This is a genomic window from Bacteroides sp. 1001136B_160425_E2 (assembly GCF_015559655.1).
GTDB lineage: Bacteria > Bacteroidota > Bacteroidia > Bacteroidales > Bacteroidaceae > Bacteroides > Bacteroides luhongzhouii.
Genome location: NZ_JADMQH010000016.1, coordinates 87,346 through 108,992 on the forward strand (window position 1 = coordinate 87,346; position 21,647 = coordinate 108,992).

The 21,647-nt window shown below is 44.9% G+C and carries 20 protein-coding genes and 1 pseudogene; all 21 read left to right on the forward strand.

Annotation, left to right across the window (positions count from 1 at the left end; translation table 11 throughout):
* Positions 1-394: 394 nt before the first annotated feature.
* The 21 genes and pseudogenes from hemW (at position 395) to I2I04_RS16670 (ending at position 21,469) form a co-directional block, all read left to right on the forward strand.
* Positions 395-1,525, forward strand: coding sequence for a radical SAM family heme chaperone HemW (hemW, locus tag I2I04_RS16570; protein WP_195473010.1), 1,131 nt, complete (start codon positions 395-397; stop codon positions 1,523-1,525).
* Positions 1,526-1,540: 15 nt separating this feature from the next.
* Positions 1,541-2,095 (forward strand): RNA polymerase sigma-70 factor, encoded by a 555-nt coding sequence (locus I2I04_RS16575; protein WP_044918835.1) that lies wholly within the window; start codon positions 1,541-1,543, stop codon positions 2,093-2,095.
* 90 nt (positions 2,096-2,185) lie between these two features.
* Positions 2,186-2,620, forward strand: a complete 435-nt coding sequence (locus I2I04_RS16580) for a hypothetical protein (protein WP_195655474.1) — start codon at positions 2,186-2,188, stop codon at positions 2,618-2,620.
* Between the two features lie 26 nt (positions 2,621-2,646).
* On the forward strand, positions 2,647-3,525 hold the full coding sequence (locus tag I2I04_RS16585) for a FecR family protein (protein WP_195655475.1): 879 nt from the start codon (positions 2,647-2,649) through the stop codon (positions 3,523-3,525).
* Between the two features lie 2 nt (positions 3,526-3,527).
* Positions 3,528-6,230: a TonB-dependent receptor gene (locus I2I04_RS16590; RefSeq protein WP_195655476.1), complete on the forward strand. Its 2,703-nt coding sequence runs from the start codon at positions 3,528-3,530 to the stop codon at positions 6,228-6,230.
* A gap of 7 nt (positions 6,231-6,237) precedes the next feature.
* The gene (locus I2I04_RS16595; RefSeq protein WP_195473002.1) at positions 6,238-7,236 is read left to right on the forward strand and encodes a DUF4249 domain-containing protein; all 999 of its coding nucleotides are present in this window, start codon (positions 6,238-6,240) and stop codon (positions 7,234-7,236) included.
* Between the two features lie 188 nt (positions 7,237-7,424).
* Complete coding sequence (locus I2I04_RS16600) at positions 7,425-7,706, forward strand: LysO family transporter (RefSeq protein ID WP_143257745.1); 282 nt, start codon at positions 7,425-7,427, stop codon at positions 7,704-7,706.
* Positions 7,703-8,101: pseudogene (locus I2I04_RS16605) on the forward strand (lysine exporter LysO family protein); the annotation flags it as partial. The gene I2I04_RS16600 and the pseudogene I2I04_RS16605, both read left to right, overlap by 4 nt.
* Before the next feature lie 203 nt (positions 8,102-8,304).
* On the forward strand, positions 8,305-9,435 hold the full coding sequence (locus I2I04_RS16610) for a site-specific integrase (protein ID WP_005777415.1): 1,131 nt from the start codon (positions 8,305-8,307) through the stop codon (positions 9,433-9,435).
* A gap of 133 nt (positions 9,436-9,568) precedes the next feature.
* Positions 9,569-10,342, forward strand: coding sequence for a hypothetical protein (locus tag I2I04_RS16615; protein WP_004310192.1), 774 nt, complete (start codon positions 9,569-9,571; stop codon positions 10,340-10,342).
* Between the two features lie 176 nt (positions 10,343-10,518).
* Positions 10,519-10,917: a helix-turn-helix domain-containing protein gene (locus I2I04_RS16620; protein WP_004322056.1), complete on the forward strand. Its 399-nt coding sequence runs from the start codon at positions 10,519-10,521 to the stop codon at positions 10,915-10,917.
* Entirely contained in the window at positions 10,895-12,001 is a 1,107-nt protein-coding gene (locus I2I04_RS16625; protein ID WP_005777412.1) for an AAA family ATPase, read from the forward strand. The genes I2I04_RS16620 and I2I04_RS16625 overlap by 23 nt, the downstream gene beginning before the upstream one ends.
* Positions 12,002-12,107: 106 nt before the next feature.
* The gene (locus I2I04_RS16630; protein WP_004310189.1) at positions 12,108-12,995 is read left to right on the forward strand and encodes a toprim domain-containing protein; all 888 of its coding nucleotides are present in this window, start codon (positions 12,108-12,110) and stop codon (positions 12,993-12,995) included.
* A 235-nt stretch (positions 12,996-13,230) separates the two neighbouring features.
* Positions 13,231-13,683, forward strand: a complete 453-nt coding sequence (locus I2I04_RS16635) for a hypothetical protein (protein WP_032497462.1) — start codon at positions 13,231-13,233, stop codon at positions 13,681-13,683.
* Position 13,684: 1 nt separating this feature from the next.
* Complete coding sequence (locus I2I04_RS16640; protein ID WP_004310187.1) at positions 13,685-14,008, forward strand: DUF4134 domain-containing protein; 324 nt, start codon at positions 13,685-13,687, stop codon at positions 14,006-14,008.
* Between the two features lie 60 nt (positions 14,009-14,068).
* Positions 14,069-14,446 (forward strand): DUF4134 domain-containing protein, encoded by a 378-nt coding sequence (locus tag I2I04_RS16645; protein WP_004322059.1) that lies wholly within the window; start codon positions 14,069-14,071, stop codon positions 14,444-14,446.
* A gap of 11 nt (positions 14,447-14,457) precedes the next feature.
* Entirely contained in the window at positions 14,458-14,751 is a 294-nt protein-coding gene (locus I2I04_RS16650; RefSeq protein WP_004310185.1) for a hypothetical protein, read from the forward strand.
* A 110-nt stretch (positions 14,752-14,861) separates the two neighbouring features.
* On the forward strand, positions 14,862-17,573 hold the full coding sequence (locus I2I04_RS16655; protein WP_008659494.1) for a helicase HerA domain-containing protein: 2,712 nt from the start codon (positions 14,862-14,864) through the stop codon (positions 17,571-17,573).
* The gene (locus I2I04_RS16660) at positions 17,573-18,211 is read left to right on the forward strand and encodes a hypothetical protein (RefSeq protein WP_004322062.1); all 639 of its coding nucleotides are present in this window, start codon (positions 17,573-17,575) and stop codon (positions 18,209-18,211) included. The genes I2I04_RS16655 and I2I04_RS16660 overlap by 1 nt, the downstream gene beginning before the upstream one ends.
* A gap of 4 nt (positions 18,212-18,215) precedes the next feature.
* Positions 18,216-20,747 carry a hypothetical protein gene (locus tag I2I04_RS16665; RefSeq protein ID WP_004310182.1) on the forward strand — a complete coding sequence of 844 codons (2,532 nt, stop codon included), beginning with the start codon at positions 18,216-18,218 and terminating at the stop codon, positions 20,745-20,747.
* The gene (locus tag I2I04_RS16670; protein WP_004322064.1) at positions 20,744-21,469 is read left to right on the forward strand and encodes a hypothetical protein; all 726 of its coding nucleotides are present in this window, start codon (positions 20,744-20,746) and stop codon (positions 21,467-21,469) included. Before I2I04_RS16665 ends, I2I04_RS16670 begins: the two co-directional genes overlap by 4 nt.
* Positions 21,470-21,647 lie beyond the last annotated feature (178 nt).

The window sequence follows — 21,647 nt, forward strand, 5'->3', positions numbered from 1 at the left end:
CCGGGTTAAAAATTATTTTCGCATGTCTATAAACTAATTTCATAGTTGCAACAAGTAATCCAGCACGATGTTATTTTTAGTTGTTTTCCTTTCATACAATAGTTCCCCCGTTACCTAATCAGTTTTCGTTTGACAGTTGTCAAGCGATAGAATGACAATTGTTGAACTATCGCTTGACAACTGTCAAACGAAAACCCGGCTACAAGTTCGAATCTTATTTATAAAAAAAAAGATCTTAAATTCAGCATTGCAGGAAATTATCTTCTACTAATCGATGGGAGAATTATCTATTTAGCGTATTCTTGCCCCACTATAAATAATTTCCGTCAACAGCTTTTTTGATATATCTAATAATAGTCTTACTTTTACACCCACAAACCCAAACAGCATAGCTATGGCAGGTATCTATCTTCACATTCCTTTTTGCAAAACGCGCTGCATCTACTGCGACTTCTACTCAACCACTCGCAGCGAACTCAAAACCCGTTATGTACAGGCTCTCTGCCGGGAGTTGGCGATGCGCAAAGAATACCTGAAAGGAGAAGATATAGCAACTATTTATTTCGGTGGCGGAACCCCGTCTCAACTGGAAAAAGAAGATTTCGAACTGATATTTGATACTATCCGGGAGCACTACGGATTGAATCATTGCCAAGAAATCACTCTGGAAGCTAATCCGGATGATTTATCGCAGGAATATCTGGAAATGCTTTCCTCACTTCCTTTCAACCGTCTCAGCATGGGAATACAGACTTTTGATGACGCTACGCTCAAACTATTGAGACGACGCCATAATGCCCGTACAGCCATCGAAGCAATTGACAGATGCCGGAAAGCCGGTTTCCAGAACATCAGTATCGACCTAATTTACGGATTGCCCGGAGAAACAAAAGAACGATGGGAAAACGATCTCCGCCAGGCTATCAGTCTGAATGTAGAACATATCTCCGCCTATCACTTGATTTATGAGGAAGATACACCTATATATAATATGTTAAAACAACATCAGATATCCGAGGTAGACGAAGACTCCAGTTTAGAATTTTTCACATTACTGATAGAGCATTTGCAGAAAGCAGGATTTGAACACTATGAGATTTCCAATTTCTGCCGCCCCGGAAAATATTCCCGCCACAACACTTCCTATTGGAAAGGAATACCTTATCTGGGATGCGGGCCATCAGCACATTCTTTTGACGGAGCGACACGGGAATGGAATGTGTCTTCAATCGACACCTATATAAAAGGTATAGAAGAAGGCTGCCGTGCTTTCGAGACAGAGCATCTGGACCCAACCACCCGCTACAACGAATTTATTATCACTACCATACGCACAGTATGGGGAGCACCTATAGAGAAACTGAAACAGATGTTCGGCAATGAAATGTGGGAGTATTGTCAAAAAATGGCTGCACCTTATCTGAAAAATGGTAAACTGGAGGAATACAACGGAGCTCTGCGCTTGACGCGTGAAGGTATTTTCATTTCCGACAGTATAATGAGTGATTTACTTTGGGTAGACTAACCAAACAAAAAGCCGATGACCGAATCAGAAGTAAGAAAGTTATTGCGGCAAATGAAAGAACTGGATTCGCAAACTGCTTTCCGAGACTTTTACAACATGACTTACGACCGTCTCTTTCGTATTGCCTATTACTATGTGAAACAGGAAGAATGGTCGCAGGAAATCGTTCTCGACGTATTCCTGAAACTATGGAAGCAACGCAGCAATTTGCTTGATGTGAGAAACATTGAAGATTATTGTTTTATTCTCGTCAAAAATGCTTCGCTCAATTATCTGGAAAAAGAATCAAGACATACGCTCATTCATCCCGATTCTCTGCCGGAGCCTCAAGAACAGAGTTATTCGCCGGAAGAATCGCTCATCAGTGAAGAGCTGTTTGCTCTTTACGTAAAAGCACTCGACCGGCTTCCGGAACGTTGCAGGGAAGTATTCATCCGCATCCGTGAAGAAAAACAGAGTTACGCACAAGTAGCAGAAGAATTAGGCATCAGCATGAATACAGTGGACGCACAACTTCAGAAAGCAATCACACGTTTAAAAGAGATGATTAGCCGGGCTGAAATAGATTAACATTCTTTTAGACAAAGAGCGTAGGGAGTTTCTGTCACCCTCCGGTCTTTATCAACAAATAAGTCAATCAATCACTAAAAAAGACAGAAAATGAAAAAGCTAAATGACGCAAACATGGGAATCTTTGTCCTTCTATCAGTTTGTCTGTGCCTGTTTTCATGCAACAATGACAACGACAATTTACCGAAGGATTATGCAGGATTCGAACATTCGAAGGAAACAGTAGAATGTGAAAGCAACAAATCCGAATGTGAGTTGAAAATTAAAATTGTTGCAACAGAAAAAACAAAAGAAGACCGGACGGTAGTACTTGCCACACCTCCTCCGGTAGTAGGCCAAGCCGCAGTCGTACAGCTGACAGAAAAAAAAGTAATCATCAAAGCGGGTAAGAAGTCAGCAACAACTGTCATAAAAATCTATCCTAAACAGATGATATTGAAGAAGCAGAATGTCACTTTATCCTGTACTCCCCAGTGGAAAGAAGGTGGAGTCAGCAAGTTGACCATTCTGTTGAAACGAAAATAACAGATTAAGAACAATACAGAAAAAAGATGAAATACACCGATACGGAATTAGAAGAAATACTGAACAAGCTCGTCGCTTCCACACGTTCACCGCGAGGACGGTTTTCAGCAACAGCCAGCTACCCGGAACTAGAGAAAAGACTGAAATCACATACCCGGCGTCTGACACTGATACATACTTTCTCGGCAGCGGCGGCAGTAGCTCTACTTTGTCTATCGGTATGGACAGCCTATTTATATATGCAACCAGTCACGATACAAACGGTTTCCACCTTGGCAGAGACACGCACAGTCTGTCTTCCTGATGGCAGCACCGTCACTCTCAACCATTATTCTTCGCTTTCTTATCCTGAAAAGTTCAAATCGGACAAGCGGGAAGTGGAGCTAAATGGAGAGGCTTATTTTGAAGTAAGCAAGGACAAGAAACATCCGTTTATCGTGCAGACTGAAACGATTGACGTTCAGGTGTTGGGAACTCACTTCAACGTAGATGCCTATCATAACAATCCGGATGTAAAGACAACGTTATTGACAGGTTCGGTAGCAGTCAGCAATAAAAGCAAATCAGTTCGTGTGATTTTGGAGCCAAACGAGATTGCTATATATAATAAGGTGGAAGAAAAACTCACCCGCAAAGTTCTAGCAAATGCAAAAGATGAAATTTCCTGGCGACAGGGAGAGTTTATATTCGATGATCTGCCTTTGCAGGAGATTGCCCGCGAACTATCCAATTCATTCGGAGCAACGATCCACATAGCCGACACGGCTTTGCAAAATTACCGGATCACAGCACGCTTCCGCAATGGAGAAGACTTGGCAACTATTTTATCTGTATTACATAATGCCGGTTATTTCGACTACTCACAAAACAAGAAACAGATTATTATCACTGCTAAACCAGACTAAAAATGAAAACTATTCACCAAGGCCACCTACCTGTCAGAACCCTTGTTCTGATAGGTATGGTGTTCTTTATCACCGCCCACGTACACGCACAAAACGCAAACGCCCGGCTTACATTGACACTACGAAACGCGACATTGAAGGAATTCACCAAAATAATTGAAAATTCAACCGGTTATTCCTTTATATACAGCGAAGAAATCAGTATCAAACATAAGATCAACCTGAAAGTTAAAGAAAAACCTCTGCACGAAATACTTGATATAGTATTCAAGGATGAAACGATCAGTTACCAGTTTTCCAATCGCTATATCCTGCTGCAAAAAAAGAAAAAAACTAAAAACGTAAGCCGCAAGTTTACTATCAGCGGATACGTCACTGACGGAACGTCCTCCGAGACGTTGATTGGAACAAATATCTTTGAGAGTCATCAAAATCAGGGAACGACTACCAATCCTTACGGTTTTTACAGCATCACCTTGCCCGAAGGAGAAACCGAAATGCGTTTCTCCTATCTGGGCTATGCCACAGAAGCGCATCATTTTACGCTCTCACAAGATACATTACTAAATATCCGCCTGCAGGGTAACACGCAATTGCAGGAAGTAGTCATCGTTTCCGACAAAACCGAGACAGGAACTATAGCCACCCAGATGGGATCTATCGAGATTCCAATGACGCAAATAAAAAATACTCCGAGCATACTGGGAGAGGCAGATGTAATGAAAGCCATCCAACTGATGCCCGGCGTACAGGCAGGAGTAGATGGATCTGCCGGACTGTATATACGTGGTGGAAGCCCGGATCAAAATCTAATCTTACTTGACGGGATTCCTGTATATAACGTAGACCATATGTTCGGATTCTTTTCGGTTTTTACTCCGGAAGCCGTCAAAAAAGTAACACTATTCAAAGGTTCTTTTCCGGCACGTTTCGGCGGACGGCTTTCTTCTGTCATCGATGTCCGTACCAATGACGGAGATATGCAGAAATACCATGGCACACTTAGTATCGGACTACTAACTAGCAAAATCAACCTGGAGGGTCCGATTGTGAAAGGAAAAACGTCTTTCAATATTTCCGCCAGACGTTCGTATGTCGACCTCATCGCTAAACCATTCATGCCGGATGACGAGGAATACAGTTATTATTTTTATGACATCAATGCCAAAATCAATCATAAATTCTCCGACCGGAGCCGTATCTATCTATCTGCCTACAATGGAAAGGATCATTTTGCTGCCAATTATGATGGAAATACAGATTTCAAAGACGGAAGCAAAATGAATTGGGGAAACACGATTCTTTCTGCCAGATGGAACTATGTATTCAACAACCGTTTATTCTGCAATACGACAATCTCCTACAGCAACTATTTATTCGACATCAACTCATATACCAACAATCAATATCTCGGCAGTAGCGGTACATCATTTACCAACCGGTATTCAGCCGATTACCGTTCGGGAATCAATGATTGGAATTACCAGATCGACTTCGATTATAATCCATCTCCCAAACACCACCTCAAATTTGGAACAGGATATATCTATCATCGTTTCCGCCCGGAAGTTATGACCTCTAAAATCTCCAATAAGACAGGAGATAAAATAGACCTGGACACAACCTACCACAGCATAGCCAACAACCGGATTTACGGACATGAGTTATCCGCTTACCTGGAAGACAACATCAAGATGAATGATCGTCTGCGCCTGAATATCGGACTGCATTTCTCATTGTTTCATGTGCAAAAACAAAGTTACTTTTCTTTGCAACCACGTGTTTCCGCACGCTATCAGTTGGGAAAAGATGTAACCCTGAAAACATCTTATACCCAAATGAGCCAATATGTGCATTTACTATCCTCCATGCCCATTGCCATGCCTACGGATTTATGGGTTCCGGTCACTAAAAAGATCAAGCCGATGCGCTCCCACCAATATTCATTGGGCGGATACTATACGGGAATCAAAGGATGGGAATTCTCGGTAGAAGGGTATTATAAGGATATGTATAATGTGCTGGAATATAAGGAAGGCGTCAGTTTCTTCGGTTCTTCCTCCGGTTGGGAAAACAAAGTGGAAATGGGCAAAGGACGTTCGGCCGGTATTGAGTTCATGGCACAGAAAACACTTGGAAGAACAACGGGATGGTTGTCATACACTTTATCCAAAAGTGATCGTCAGTTTGCCAAAGGTGGTATCAACAACGGTGAACGGTTCCCATATAAATATGACCGAAGACACAATATCAACCTGACAATCAACCATAAGTTCAGCGACCGTATCGACATCGGTGCTTCCTGGGTGTTCTATACAGGTGGAACAAGTACAATCCCTGAAGAGAAAACCGCTGTCATCCGTCCTAGTGACGGCACAAACAACGGATTTGGAGGAGGATATGGATATGGAGATTATTTTGATTCAAGCATAAATTCACCCACCATCGGAGAAGCTTCGTATGTGGAGCATCGTAATAATTACCGGTTACCAGCCAGTCACCGGTTGAATGTGGGAGTCAATTTCAACAAAAAGACCAAACATGGTATGCGTACCTGGAATATCAGTCTGTATAATGCATATAATGCGATGAATCCTACCTTTGTATATCGCAGTACCAGCAAAAACGATCCCTACAAACCGATTATCAAGAAGTATACTATACTTCCATTAATTCCATCATTCACTTACACTTATAAATTCTAAACCCATTATGAGAACTCGTATATGTTATCCATTTATCCTGTTAATAGCATTGCTGACAACAGTATCTTGCGAAAACGAACTCCCGTTTAGTGTAAAGGACAATCCCCCCAAACTAGTGATGAACGCACTAATCAACGCAGACAGTCTGACCAACGTTCTCTATCTCAATTTCACGGGAAGAGGATACGCCACTCATGTAGAAAATGCCACGGTGGAAGTACGTGTTAACGGACAGTTATCAGAAAGTTTACGTCCGCTCCCACCCCAAACGGAAGGAAATATGCAATGCCGTTTCCATATTTCCAGCAAATTTACTCCCGGAGATGTAGTTCGTATCGACGCCCTCACAAACGACGGACAATATCACGCATGGGCTGAAGTGACCGTACCACAGCGTCCACATGAAATAGCTGATATCGATACGGTCACCATTCCAATGACTAAGTATTATTATACGCAGAATTTTCTCCGATACAAAATCAATATCAAAGATCGATACAACGAAGATAATTACTACCGGCTTATCATGGATAAGCAAATGACAGTGAAAGACTATAATGAAGAAACAGGGGAATTTGTCAGCCGGACAATACATCGCTATCATTTTATATCCCGCGAGGATATTGTGCTGACAGACGGACAGCCTACCAACAGCGATGACGAAGACAACGGCATGTTCGACACCGTAAAGAATATATATGGTGTATTCGACGACTCACGATTCAAAAACACATCTTACACAATGACGGTTTACAACCAGACAGATATTGACGGATTTCCTGAATACGGCACCAATGTAAAGATGGATATTATTGTACGTCTTTTAAGCATCACGGAAACAGAATACTACTATCTGAAAGCACTTAACCTGGTAGATTCCGACGCTTACGATGAAACAATAAATGAACCAATCAAGTACCCCAGCAATGTACATGGAGGAATTGGGATGATTGGAATCAGTACGGAGACAAGTAAGATCATTCATATTGAAAAGCCACAACGATGAAAACAAATCATATATTATGGATAGCAGACTACGAGAAACCGTAGTTTTGAAGATTCACCGTCTGTCAATGCCGCTTGCGTGGATGATATGGTCGAATGTTTGTCAATGGGCACGAAAGAAATCGTGGAAGAGATTAGCCAAGATTTACATTTAATACTATCTTTGCAGCCAAAAAGCAGGCACTAACTATGTTTATCATTATTGGAATTATGCTGACAGGCATGCTTCTTGGCTACTTGTTACGCAGTAAAAGACTATCATGGATACACAAGATAATCACTCTCCTTATATGGATTCTTCTCTTTCTTCTCGGAATAGATGTAGGGGGTAATGAATCTATCATCAAAGGATTACACACTCTTGGGCTGGAAGCAGTTATCATCACGGTAGCTGCTGTCATAGGAAGTACTCTATGCGCATGGGGCTTGTGGTACCTATTATATAGTAAAGGAAAGGAGACAAATGCATGAAAGGTAGTTTGATTATTGTCTCTTTCTTCATTATCGGCACTCTCTGTGGAGTTTACCATCTCATCCCATACGATTTCACCAACAGTAAACTTAGTTACTATGCCCTCTGCGGACTCATGTTTTGCGTAGGTATCAGCATCGGTAACGATCCGAACACCCTGAAAAGTTTTCGGTCCCTAAATCCCCGGCTTGTATTCCTTCCTATCATGACGATACTCGGCACATTAGCAGGCTGCGCCATAGCGGGAGCTTTTATGAGCCAACGAAGTCCATTAGACTGCATGGCAGTTGGAGCTGGATTTGGTTATTACTCGCTCTCCAGCATATTTATCACCGAATACAAAGGTCCCGAATTGGGAACTATCGCATTACTTTCCAATAATCATAAAGACATATATAAAATGAAAACAAGTTCCAAATAAATATAGATAAATCATCTATATATCAATAATTTATATACGAGTTTTTATTTTCAGTTGTTTTCTACGTTTTCAGTTGCTTTGCTCTTTTTAGGTACATTTTTGTTTCTTGTTTGTTTCTTCATTTCGTTTTTATTTGTACCTTTGTGATAGGAAATAACGAATAAAAGGACACAAATATGCCAAGGACCAGAAAGCCAATAAAAGTAAAGGAGCCGATTCGTCTTCGGACGAAGGAGTTGGCCAATGGCAGCAAGAGTTTGTATCTGGATATATACCGAAATGGTAAGCGGACATACGAGTATCTGAAAATGTATCTTATTCCGGAAACGGATCGTAATGCCCGCCAACAGAACGAAACGACAATGGCTGCCGCAAATGCAATCAAATCGAAGCGTATCATAGAGTTGACAAGTGGTGAAGCCGGTATCATGAATCACAAGGATAAGGTTTATCTGCTGGACTGGATGCAACTCTATAAAGAGGAACAGAAGAAACGTGGTAAGAAAAACATAGGCCAGATAAAATCTGTTACCGGTATCTTGAAAGAGTATGCAGGAGAAAGATTCACATTAAATCAGATTGACCTCACTTTTTGCCACGGCTATATCGACTATATGCTGACAAACTACCGTCCCAAAGGAAAACCCATCTCGGCTTCTACGCGTAATACCTATTACCAGATTTTCAACGGTGCGTTAAATGCCGCTGTCCGTGCGAAACGGATCTTAAAGAATCCATTCAACGAAATGGAAAAATCGGAGAAGCCCAAGATGCCGGAAAGTGTGCGTTCGTATATGACTATTGAAGAAGTGAGATCATTAATCGCTACACCAATGCAGAACGAAGGGGTAAAAAGTGCCTACTTGTTCTCCTGCTTCTGTGGACTACGTATCAGTGACATTATCGGATTGCAATGGAAAGATGTGTTTATTGACAACGGCCAATACCGCTTGGCAGTAGCCATGCAGAAGACGAAAGAACCGATTTACCTTCCGCTCTCCAATGAAGCGTTGAAGTGGATGCCGGAACGTGGGGACAAGACAGCAGACGACCATGTGTTCGATTTGCCTTCTGGTATCAACCAGCTTATCAAACCATGGGCCAAAGCAGCCGGAATTTCCAAGCGATTCACCTTTCATACCGCCCGCCACACGTTCGCCACAATGATGCTGACATTGGGGGCCGATTTGTACACTGTATCTAAATTGCTCGGTCATACATCTGTAAAGATGACCCAAGTGTATGCCAAAATCGTCAATAAGAAAAAAGACGATGCAGTAAATCTGACCAACGGTTTATTCGATTGACAATGCAATGAACATCAGATATGTAACCACTTATAAGGGTGTTGTTCCGACAGGATTCTCTTTCGGGAGCAACACTCTTATAATATATCATATAAATCCAATTTAAAATATTTCATCATGAAAAGACCTAACAATGGCCCTCTCTCTTTTTGGAGGGAAAAAACATCTGCACCATTTTGTTGCAGAACAGGATGTAGCGAAAGAATTATTCGCATTGCTCGTTGAAGCAAAAACAATGTATCTCCGTGATGTCGTGACGGGCAATAAGCAGTACTACCGTTACGTGGAGGATTTCGTAAACAGCCACCGGTATATCGACTGTGACCATGCGGTCTGCCGGAACTGCCATGAAATGAACATTCATATCGTCAAGGGGCTATTAAACGATTGCTCCCATCTTATCCGAGCATTTTTTACCGAAGCAGACTTCTCGTTCGAGAAGTGTATGGAACTGAAACGAACGTATGATACGTTTGTGCCACCATCACAGTCCGTCACGTGCTGCAAAGATGGACCGACAAGAATTTATCCTCTTTCTTTTGGATGCAATCTCACTCGTAAACAGATGATAGGTATTACAGCTTGTGCCAATGCTTATCATCTGTTTTGCGTTTCTACCCTACACGTTGAAGATATGGAAGCCCTGCTTTCCTGTAAAGAAGGATTCTGTATTCGTGTAAACAATATCCGCCATGTGGCCATCCTGTTTGATACACTCCTTGAGCACTCGTTTATCCAAGCCAAATGGCAGTCCGTTCTTAGTAGTGGGCGGTTCTTGCAAACCAAGGATGGAAAAGGATTCGTTTCAGCTTCAAGCCTTTCATCCGCTCTGTCTGCCTTGCGTAACAACATGACATCAACAGGTTACGGTATCAGACGAGCCATTGATGAACTGAGAGAGTGGTAAGAAGTGCCAATAAGCGAAGTATGTGAAAGGTAAAAGCGTGACAGTTGCCGTGATACGTGGTTACTATCACGGTACAAACTCACGCTGACCTTTTGGGTTGCCCTATCTTTGACCTCCGTTAGCGCGCTACATAACGGAGGATATACTTCATTGTCTAAATTTATAATAACTCATTTATGCAAAATAATAGATTGACATTCATGGAACGGCTGAGTGAACGGCTTACAAGCGTCGAAGCCATCCTAAAGAAATTAGATCCGATAGAAAGTCTGTTGGAACGCATCGCATTGCTGGAAAAAAATATATATACCACCAAACAGGTGTTTACCTTCCAAGAGGCTTGTATGTATATCGGAATATCCGAGAGTATGCTGTACAAGCTAACATCAGGCAAGGAGATTCCGCACTACAAGCCACGTGGCAAAATGATATATTTCGCCAAAGAAGATCTGGACGAATGGCTTTTGCAGAATTATGAACCAACCGTAGATGAAGCAGCACGTATGGCAAACGAGGCCGCTGCCACACAACCTTTCTTTAATCAAAGACGCCATGGAAAACGAAAGAAGAACTGAATATAATGTGGATATGAGGCCGGAGGAGGATTTCTTATCGGATATCCTCTCCGCCTCGCAGATTCGGGCGACGGATACCTATGAAACGCCGCCACAGATTATCTGGATAGACAACTCGACCATTGCTACGCTCGGCAACTTCAGCGCATCAACCGGCAAGGCGAAATCAAAAAAAACATTTAACGTTTCGGCCATTGTCGCTGCATCGCTGGCAGGGAAACAAGTGCTGAACTACCGGGCGCACCTCCCGGAAGGTAAACGCAAGATTCTGTACGTGGACACGGAGCAGAGCCGCTTCCATTGTCATAATGTACTGGAACGCATCTTGCGGCTTGCCGGACTGCCCACTACAACCGACAGTGAAAACCTCGACTTTATTTGCTTGCGCGAATACTCTCCGGCCATACGCATTGGGGTCATCGACTACGCCTTACGCCAAAGAAAAGGATACGGACTTGTAATTATCGATGGTATCCGTGACCTGATGCTTGATATAAACAGTACCGGTGAGTCTGTGGAAGTCATTAACAAGATGATGGAATGGTCATCAAAGTATGACCTGCATATCCACTGTGTGCTACACTTGAATAAAGGAGATAACAATGTACGCGGGCATATCGGTACGGAAATGAGCAACAAAGCGGAAACCGTACTGGTCATCAGCAAAAACAATGATTGTCCCAACATCAGCGAGGTCCATGCGTTACATATCCGTGAGAAAGAGTTTAAACCTTTTGCTTTCACTGTCAATGAGGGTGGGCTCCCGGTTCTCGCAGAAGGGCATTTGTTTGAGAATGCCCCACATCAGAAACCGAAACAACGGACGGGTTTTATGGAACTAAGCATCGAACAGCACCGTGAAGCCCTTTCCGCTGCGTTTGGAGACAAACCTATCCGTGGGTTTGAAAATATGCTGCAAGCCATGATGACTGCTTACGAGGCAATCGGATTTAAGCGTGGGAGAAACGTAATGGTCAAACTGCTGCAATATTTGACTGACACCTTAAAACTGGTTATCAAACGAGATAAACTTTTTTATTATGACATGACACAGGCAGAAACCATGCTTTTCGATGAAGAATGAGAGCGGGCGCGGGCCTATATAATTCAGTTTAATTTAGTATTTATATATATAGGGGCGCAAACTAAACTAAACCGCTTTTGTACAAACAAGTGAAAAGAAATTTAATATGACCATAGACGAAGCAAAACGAGTGCGTATCGTGGACTTTTTGGCCCAGCTCGGCCACCGTGCGCAGTATATGAAATCAGAGCAATATTGGTATCTTTCGCCTCTCAGGAAAGAGGTGACGCCATCGTTCAAAGTCAATGACCGGCTGAATGAATGGTATGATTTTGGTGAGGCCACCGGAGGCGACCTTGTGGAACTGGGTAAGTACCTTTGCGGAACTAAAAGTGTGAGTGAAGCATTAGCATACATCAAACGGTATGTCAATGGTGTGTCGCTGCCGAAAACCCGGGCGTTGCCCGCAACCTCTCGACCAGTGGAAGCCGACATGAAGAATTTGATTATCGTGCCGCTGCGACACCACGCACTGCTCTCATATCTCCATTCACGTATGATTGATTCGGATATCGGACGAATGTTCTGCAAGGAAGTCCATTACGAACTGCGCCAGAGACGTTACTTTGCACTGGCCTTTGGCAATATATCCGGTGGATACGAGGTACGAAACCCTTATTACAAAGGATGTATCAAGAACAAGGACATTTCCTTGATACCCCAATCGCGTGGTGAGGCACAGAGCCGTGTCTGCCTATTTGAAGGATTCATGGACTTTCTGTCCTATCTAACCCTAAAACAGACGGACGATAGTGCCATTTGCATTAATGCCCCCTGTGACTACCTTGTTATGAACTCGGTCAGTAATCTGAAAAGGACATTGACGTATTTGCAAAAATACACGTATATTCACTGTTACCTTGACAATGACCTTGCCGGACAAAAGACAGTGGAAACCATAGCCGGGATGTATGGCAGATGCGTCTATAACGAATCAAACTGTTATGCCGGTTACAAAGACCTGAACGACTACTTACGTGGGAAGAAACAATGAAAAAACCGCTCCCTAAGCCCTCCTTCATCACGGAGGGTTTTTTTTTATATCCCGACTTTTCCTGTTTTCTTATCCAAAATCATATTTGAATATGATTTTGAAATATGATTTTTAGATTTTGAAAAAATATTATATTGAAACGATACGTTTTATAATCAATAATTTTATCTTTCAAATTATCCATTCTTATTTTGCACACACAACCAAATATAAAAATCATATTATACAAAAATATATGAAATCATATTTTATTTTCACCATTGTCCTGACGGTTGCCTATCTCGTCTATTATGCAGTTATCATCGTGCAGGACCTTTATGGAAAAAAAGGAAATGGCAAGCCGGAAGAAGAGGTATTTGACCTCGGTGCGCCAGAAGATGAACAGAGTGTGTACGTGACGGAGAGCGATACGGGATTCAATGTGGGTAATGAGAAATATGAAACAGATGTTGCCCCTACCGCTTCGCCTGCACCACAGGAGACGGAAACCGCAGACAATAATGGCGAGATAGCCGTGGCGGAGAAGCTAAAACGCCTGAAAGCCCAAGCGGAGGAACAGATGGAAGAAACCGAGACCTACCTGTCGGACGCATACACGGCAGACGAACTGTACAAAGCGATGCTTGCCAAAGGAAAGACGGGCAACCGTCCGGAACTGGTGTGGAAACCTCTCAAAGACCGATTGTAAAATGTCGAAAGCAAAAAAAATATTATGTGCATTGTGCTTTGTCCCTTATGCGGCATTCGCCAAAAGTGGCAGCGTAAACTACAGTTGGGGTGCAGACGCACTGGCAACGATGCACGACTTCGTGGTGACGATGATGCTGTACGTGCTGTACATCTGCTACGCTGTCGCCTCGGTTTTCGTAGTCGTTGCCGCGCTCCAGATCTATATCAAAATGAACACAGGCGAGGACGGCGTGGTGAAGTCTATCGTATCACTTGTCGGTGCGTGCCTCTTCATCATTGGAGCTTCAATCGTGTTCCCTGCTTTCTTCGGCTACCGCATATAGGTGGCTGATAGAAGTGTAAAATAAATTCAAAAACAAGAGTACCACAAAAATGTAATAAATATGTTTCAGAAATTTAAAAGAATGTGCCGAAAGGCAAAGAAAACTATCATGCAAGTTTCCACCAAAGTAAGAATGTTAATCATTGCCCTGTTGGGAGGCATACCTGCTATGGCTCAAAGTACGGCAGGCGATTACTCGGCCGGTACGACAGCTCTATCAACCGTAGCGGAGGAAATTGTGAAATACGTTCCTGTCATGGTCAAACTCTGCTATGCCATTGCTGGTGTCGTGGCCATCATCGGAGCCATTTCGGTGTATATCGCCATGAACAACGAGGAACAGGATGTCAAGAAGAAGATTATGATGGTAGTTGGGGCGTGCCTTTTCTTGATTGCGGCAGCCCAAGCATTACCTCTGTTCTTCGGAATTAACGCATAAACAGTCAAGAAATGATTAATGACGGACGTTATCCGGATTATCCGCTGTTCAAGGGGTTACAACGGCCTTTGGAGCTGATGGGATTACAAGGTCGCTACATCTATTGGGCGGCAGGCGTGGCTGGTGGAGCCATTGTGGGCTTTATCGCCGCCTACTGTCTTATGGGCTTTGTGGCCGGACTGGTCGTATTGGCAACTGTCTTATCTGCGGGAATCGTGCTTATCATCCTCAAACAGCGAAAAGGGCTGCACAGCAAAAATGTAAAACGTGGAGTGTATGTGTATGCCTATTCGCACAAAGTATGACTATAAGAAAAACCATCACGGCAATGTGTGTGGCTGATTGATTGTTGAACGCGGGCGGGTTCGCCTCCAGCCGAGGCAGACCTGCCCCTATTTAATGAACGCATATCGGAATGACCCTATATATCATTTTATTTTTCATCGCCCTATGTACGGGTATGGCCTTGTCAGTCTATACGTTCGGTACGGGCGGCAAGCGCAAGCACATCTTTCAGAATATCTATTTCTCTGTGGAAGATACAGATGGTGTGGGTGTGCTGTACACCAAGACGGGTGAATATTCCGCCGTCTTAAAAATCGAAAATCCGGTACAGAAGTATTCGGCGGACATTGACAGCTATTACGATTTCACGCATCTATTCTCTGCCCTTGCGCAAACACTGGGCGAAGGATATGCCTTACACAAACAGGACATCTTCGTGAGAAAACAGTTCGCGAAGGAGCCGGAGCATAATCAAGAATTTCTTTCGGCATCGTACTTCCGTTATTTTAATGGGCGTCCGTACACGGACAGCCTTTGCTATCTGGCTATCACACAGGAAGCCAAGAAGAGCCGTCTTTTCTCTTACGATAGCAAGAAATGGCGCGATTTCCTCGTGAAGATTTATAAGGTTCGAGACCTACTACGCGACAGCGGTGTACAAGTGAAATTCCTGAACAAAGCCGAGGCAAGCGAATATGTGGACCGTTACTTTGCGATGAACTTCAAAGACCGTACGGTCTCGATGACGAATGTCAAGTCTGACGACGAAACGGTATCTATGGGTGATAAACGCTGTAAGGTGTACAGCCTCGTGGACGTGGACTGCGCCGCACTCCCCTCGCTGATACGTCCCTATACCAATATCGAGGTGAATAATACCGAGATGCCAGTGGATCTTGTCTCGGTGGTGGATAATATTCCGAACGCAGAAACGGTGGTGTACAACCAAATTATTTTCCTGCCCAGTCAGAAGCGTGAACTGGCATTACTCGACAAAAAGAAGAACCGGCACGCAAGCATCCCCAATCCGAGTAACCAAATGGCCGTAGAGGACATCAAGCAGGTACAGGACGTAATAGCCCGTGAAAGCAAACTGCTCGTGTACACGCACTTCAACATGGTGGTGGGCGTGCCTGCCGACACCGACCTTCAAAAATGCACGAATCACTTGGAAAACGCTTTTGGGCGCATGGGCATACATATCAGTAAGCGTGCATACAACCAACTGGAACTGTTCGTCAGTTCATTTCCGGGCAACTGTTACAGCCTGAACGAGGAATATGACCGTTTTCTGACCCTCTCCGACGCTGCGGTATGCCTGATGTACAAGGAACGGGTGCAGCATAGTGAGGAAACGCCGATAAAAATTTATTATACTGACCGTCAAGGTGTTCCGGTAGCTATCGACATCACGGGAAAAGAGGGAAAGAACAAGCTGACCGACAACTCGAATTTTTTCTGCCTGGGGCCTTCGGGCAGCGGAAAGAGTTTCCACATGAACTCCGTCGTGCGCCAGTTGCATGAACAGGGGACGGACGTGGTAATGGTCGATACGGGTAACTCATACGAGGGGCTATGCGAGTATTTCGGCGGCAAGTATATCAGCTATACCGAGGAACGGCCCATCACGATGAATCCGTTCCGCATCAATCGGGAAGAGATGAACGTAGAAAAAACGGGATTCTTGAAAAACCTCGTCTTGCTTATCTGGAAAGGTACGCAGGGAACGGTCACAAAGACGGAAGACCGTCTGATAGAGCACGTCATCACGGAATATTACGACGCCTACTTCAATGGTTTCGAGGGCTTCACACCCCAACAGCGTGAGGACTTGCGTAAGAGCCTCGTTATTGATGACCGCAACAGCAGTGAGAAGCGGCACGAAAGCGAACGGGAACGCGCGGTCCGCATCGAGGGTATCATTGACGAGATAGAGGGCCGACGCAAGGAACTGAAAGTGGAGGAACTGTCATTCAACTCTTTCTATGAATATTCCGTGCAGCGCATCCCAGATATCTGTGAGGAGAACCGTATCACGGGCATCGACCTCTCGACATACCGCTATATGATGAAGGACTTCTATTTGGGCGGCAACCACGAAAAAACGCTGAACGAGAACATGGACAGCTCGCTGTTCGACGAGACGTTCGTGGTCTTCGAAATCGACAGCATAAAAGATGACCCGCTGCTTTTTCCTTTGGTCACGCTGATTATCATGGATGTTTTCTTGCAAAAAATGCGCATCAAGAAGAACCGCAAAGTCCTTGTCATCGAGGAAGCATGGAAAGCCATCGCCAGCCCGCTGATGGCGGAGTACATTAAATTTATGTACAAAACAGCGCGTAAATTCTGGGCCAGTGTGGGCGTGGTGACACAGGAAATACAAGACATCATCGGCAGCGAAATCGTGAAAGAGGCCATCATCAATAACTCGGATGTGGTGATGCTGCTTGACCAGAGCAAATTCAAGGAACGTTTCGACACCATCAAGACGATTCTTGGCCTAACGGACGTGGACTGTAAGAAAATTTTCACCATTAACCGCCTTGAAAACAAGGAAGGACGCAGCTTCTTCCGCGAGGTGTTTATCCGTCGGGGCACGACCAGCGGTGTTTATGGCGTGGAAGAACCGCGCGAGTGCTACATGACTTACACGACCGAACGAGCGGAGAAAGAGGCTCTGAAGCTTTACAAGCGCGAGTTACAATGCAGCCACCAAGAGGCTATCGAGGCATATTGCCGCGACTGGAATACCAGCGGTATCGGCAAGGCATTGCCGTTTGCGCAGAAAGTTAATGAAGCGGGATGTGTACTGAACTTAACCACTAAAATAACATCATAATGAAAACGAAAAGGATTTTAATCACCCTGTCACTGGGCTACGGGATAAATATGATGGGGTTTGAAAGCAGCTTGACGCGCGAACAAATCTCTGTCAGCAATCCGGAACTCACTGTTTTGTCCCTCCGGGAGTTTTGTATGCTGTCCAAGGAGAACCTGCTCCGCATGGATGACATGACACCGGACAAAGTAGCCGCCATCGAACGGTTGTTGGCAGAGTATTCCCTTCGGTTGGGTATGTCCGATGTAGAACTGGAAGCGTATTTGAACCGGTATTATGAAGAAAACCCCAAAGAAAAGGAGTTTTACGATATGTGCGACAGGCTATGTAACAGCAAACCTGTCTTCGATGAAAACAGGTTTCGAGAAGAACTATTCAGGGAACTGAACAGTAGTCCGATGAGTGAAAAAAGACTAAGTGACTTGGGATGGCTACGTTATCAGACCGTGCGCGAAACTTATCTAAACCAGCCTTTCTTTTTGAGATGGTTCGGCTCCCAAGAAGCCCGGATCAAAAGGGCCATCAAGGATACTACCATCATACATGATATGTTCTGCCGACTTGTCACGGAGAATTGTATCGAATCTGAACGGTGGTATTTCAATCACAAGGAACCGGAATACATAAAAGAGGTCTGAAACGATGAAACGGCTGTTTATCTTTTGGGTTATCCTATTGCCTGCCCTGACACAGCATGTTCACGCACAATATTACAGCGTGAACTATGACGCTCGTACCGTGGCGGCCATGGCCGCAGCATTCGGCACGGAGGCAGTAGCCGAAAGCTACTACCGCGAGCAGGTGGATGATATTCTGAAACACTATACGGCGGCAGAAGTGGCGGCAGCAGGGATATTTTCTTCCAAATTTTTGGAACACAAGGCTCTGTCCGACCTTGGCATCTGGTGCAGCAGCACGGAAAATTACTACTATCGTCGAATTTACCACATGGTGGCAGAAAAAATCATGCCGAAAATATGGGTGGTGGCGAAGCTGATGCTGCGCTCACCACAAACAGCAATCCACTGGGGCAGCTACCTGATGAAAGTGTGCGACGATACGAAGAGCCTGTGTATGCAGTTCGAAAGTGTGGTGACAAACAGCACGCTGTCGTTCTCGGACATCGCTTTTCTGGAAATTGACCGCGACATTGCCACCTTGCTGAACCTCGCAGAACTGGGCGGTACCGATTGGCAACGGATGTTGGACAACTTTACCAAAGTGCCGGGCAATTTCACGATTGAGAACTTAAAGGGCGACATTGACAACCTTTATAACATGGGCGTAGGGCTGGCAACATCAGGTATGGAGAACCTCGGTGACGCTCTACTGCAAAGTAGTGCGTTCCATGACCTGTTGGGTGGCAAAGTCAATGAAATCGGCAACCTGTATGAACACTACAGTACTCTCTTCGAGCAGGCGGAACATGACATCGGCAGTCTGCTAATCGACATGGTGGGCGGTCAGGATAGCGTGGCCGCATTGTTCAATTTCAGCAATTACGACCTCACATCGTGGATGACCGACTATATGGACAATGCTGTCGGGAACTATTACACGCAACGGTGGTATATCGCACGGCGTGATCAAGGAAGCATTTCTCTATGCGACTACTACCCACCGACAGACGACAACAGCATATTGAACGGGGGTGCATGGACACGCTTTAACACGAGTGATCCGGGATTTTATCCGAACGCTTCGCAACGGGAGCAGGCCCTCGCCAATTCAGAACGGTATGCCGGATGGTCAAGAAGTCGAGTACAACAGCTCAACAATAGCAACGATGGCTACACCTATACTATCAATACCCGACAACAGGCCTATATCATCAGTAAGGGTAACAAACAGACAAAGAAGGCATACGCCTACGAGATACACGTGACACAGAGTTGGAATCGGACGGAGGTGGTCTATGAGGATGTCTTCGACTCCTATTCGATGGATTTGAATACGTTCAAAGCGCAACTCAATGCCCGCCTCTCGGAGTTCAATGACAACGAGGAAGGCTATGTCTATTACATAGCATCCGATGCACGGAACTATTATCAGGCGACGGACGCTGCAAAATTGCAGGGATGCGAAAGCGTGACCATCAGTGTAACCTGTTCAGACGGGGCGACGCTGGGACAAGGCTCGACACAATACAAGTGTCGCAAGTGTGGCGGCTCACTGGACGCCCATTCCAAAGAGTGCGTCATGCAGACCTCGGTAACGGAGAACGAACTGGATCTTTCAGAACTGGACGCACTGATACGGGAAGCGGACAATCAAGTCGCCGTTCTTCAATCTCAGATTAGTGCCTTGGAAAAGGAAAACGCCGACCTTCTGAAAAAAATTGCCGAGGCGAGCGTGGAAGACGCAGCAGCTTATCGGCAACAATATAACTCCAACCGGACACGTATCGAGGAACTGAAAAGCGAACTTGCCGAGTGGCAACAAAAACAGAAGGAGTACGCAGATGCGAAGCAGGAAGCGGAAGCAGAGAACGATGTGCCGACAGATGATTACTACCGCCTACCGGCTATCATGCAGGATTGCAAGACAGCCTATAGCCTCACTTGGCAGGACGGAGGTACATGGAGCGGCTATACGTTCGTCCGTAAGGCGACGATGCCGAACATCAATGGTATCATTACGTTCCGTGCGACTATTTCTATCGCACGGAAGCCGAAATACTTTCTGGGTATCAAGATTCACCGTGCCATTATCCAAATCAGTTGGGAATTGACTTCGGCATACACAGACACGCACGTTGCCGATGTACTGACACTCGATCCGAACCTGCCGAACGAGGAAAAGACTAAAATCGTGAATAATCGCATATCGGAAATCGCACGGGAATATCCCAACTGTAAAATCACTACCGAGTATGCCCGTACAGAACCTATGGAAGAAGTACCGAACAGCGACGTGTACCACCTGCTTTGGTCAAGTGACCGCCTCGAAATCGCACGAGAAGTGGATTCACGTATCACGAAAATATACGCCGACCTCGTATCCTTGGAGAAGATGATGCACTACAAGCGGAACATCATCGACGTACTGAAGGATGTGCTACCGGGACTCGATACGGACGAGGGTCGTAGGCTGACACTCGTGGAAGAGTGCCATGACCGCTGGGTAGAAAACGCACGGACATCCCGAAGTGGCAGAAAGGAGGTACGGCCATGAAACGCACTATACTGATAGCCATTACGTTGCTTGCGCTACTACCCGATGTCGCCAAGGGCCAATGGACATTCGATATCGTGTCGGTGGAAGCGTACATAAATGACCACAAAAAACAACGCAGCCTGTTGCTGGCCCGAAGCACGCTGGAATACAGCAACCAACTGCTGCATGAGTACAGCCGTGAGGAGACGGGCAAATACAAGGAAGTAAATATCGACCTTGACCGCTATACCCGTGCCTTTGATGTCATCGACGTGATGTACCAATCCCTGCGGACGGTGCTGAACGTGAAGGATACCTACAGCTCGGTAAGTGACCGTATCGGTGACTATAAGACCATGCTGGAGGCTTTCCATGAGAAAATCCTGAAACATGGGAACATCGAGCCGTCAGACGCACTGATACTGACTATCAATGAAAAAGCAATACGGGACATCGCCAACGAGGGCGAACACCTCTATAAGTCGGTGAGCGACCTCGTACTGTATGCCACGGGCGCAGCGGCCTGCTCGACCAGCGACCTGCTTATGGTACTGGAGTCCGTGAACAAGTCGCTGGACAGCATTGAGCAACACTTGAACCGGGCATACATCGAGACATGGAGATACATACAGGTACGTATCGGCTACTGGAAATCGAAGATTTACCGGGAACGTACCAAACGGGAAATTATTGACGGTGCTTTCGGACGATGGCGCAATGCGGGGCGACTGGATTATTGACGGTAAAAGAGGAAGGAGGTAAATAATGCCACAAGTTAGATTATGACTTCTATGTACCAAAATTGATAAGGAATATCTTAAAACGCAGGAAAAGCGTTTCGTCCTGAATGTTCGGAGAAGTACAAACAGAGAAAGAAACTTTAAGTACAAACAAGTCTATCTGGCCTATAACCAAGAG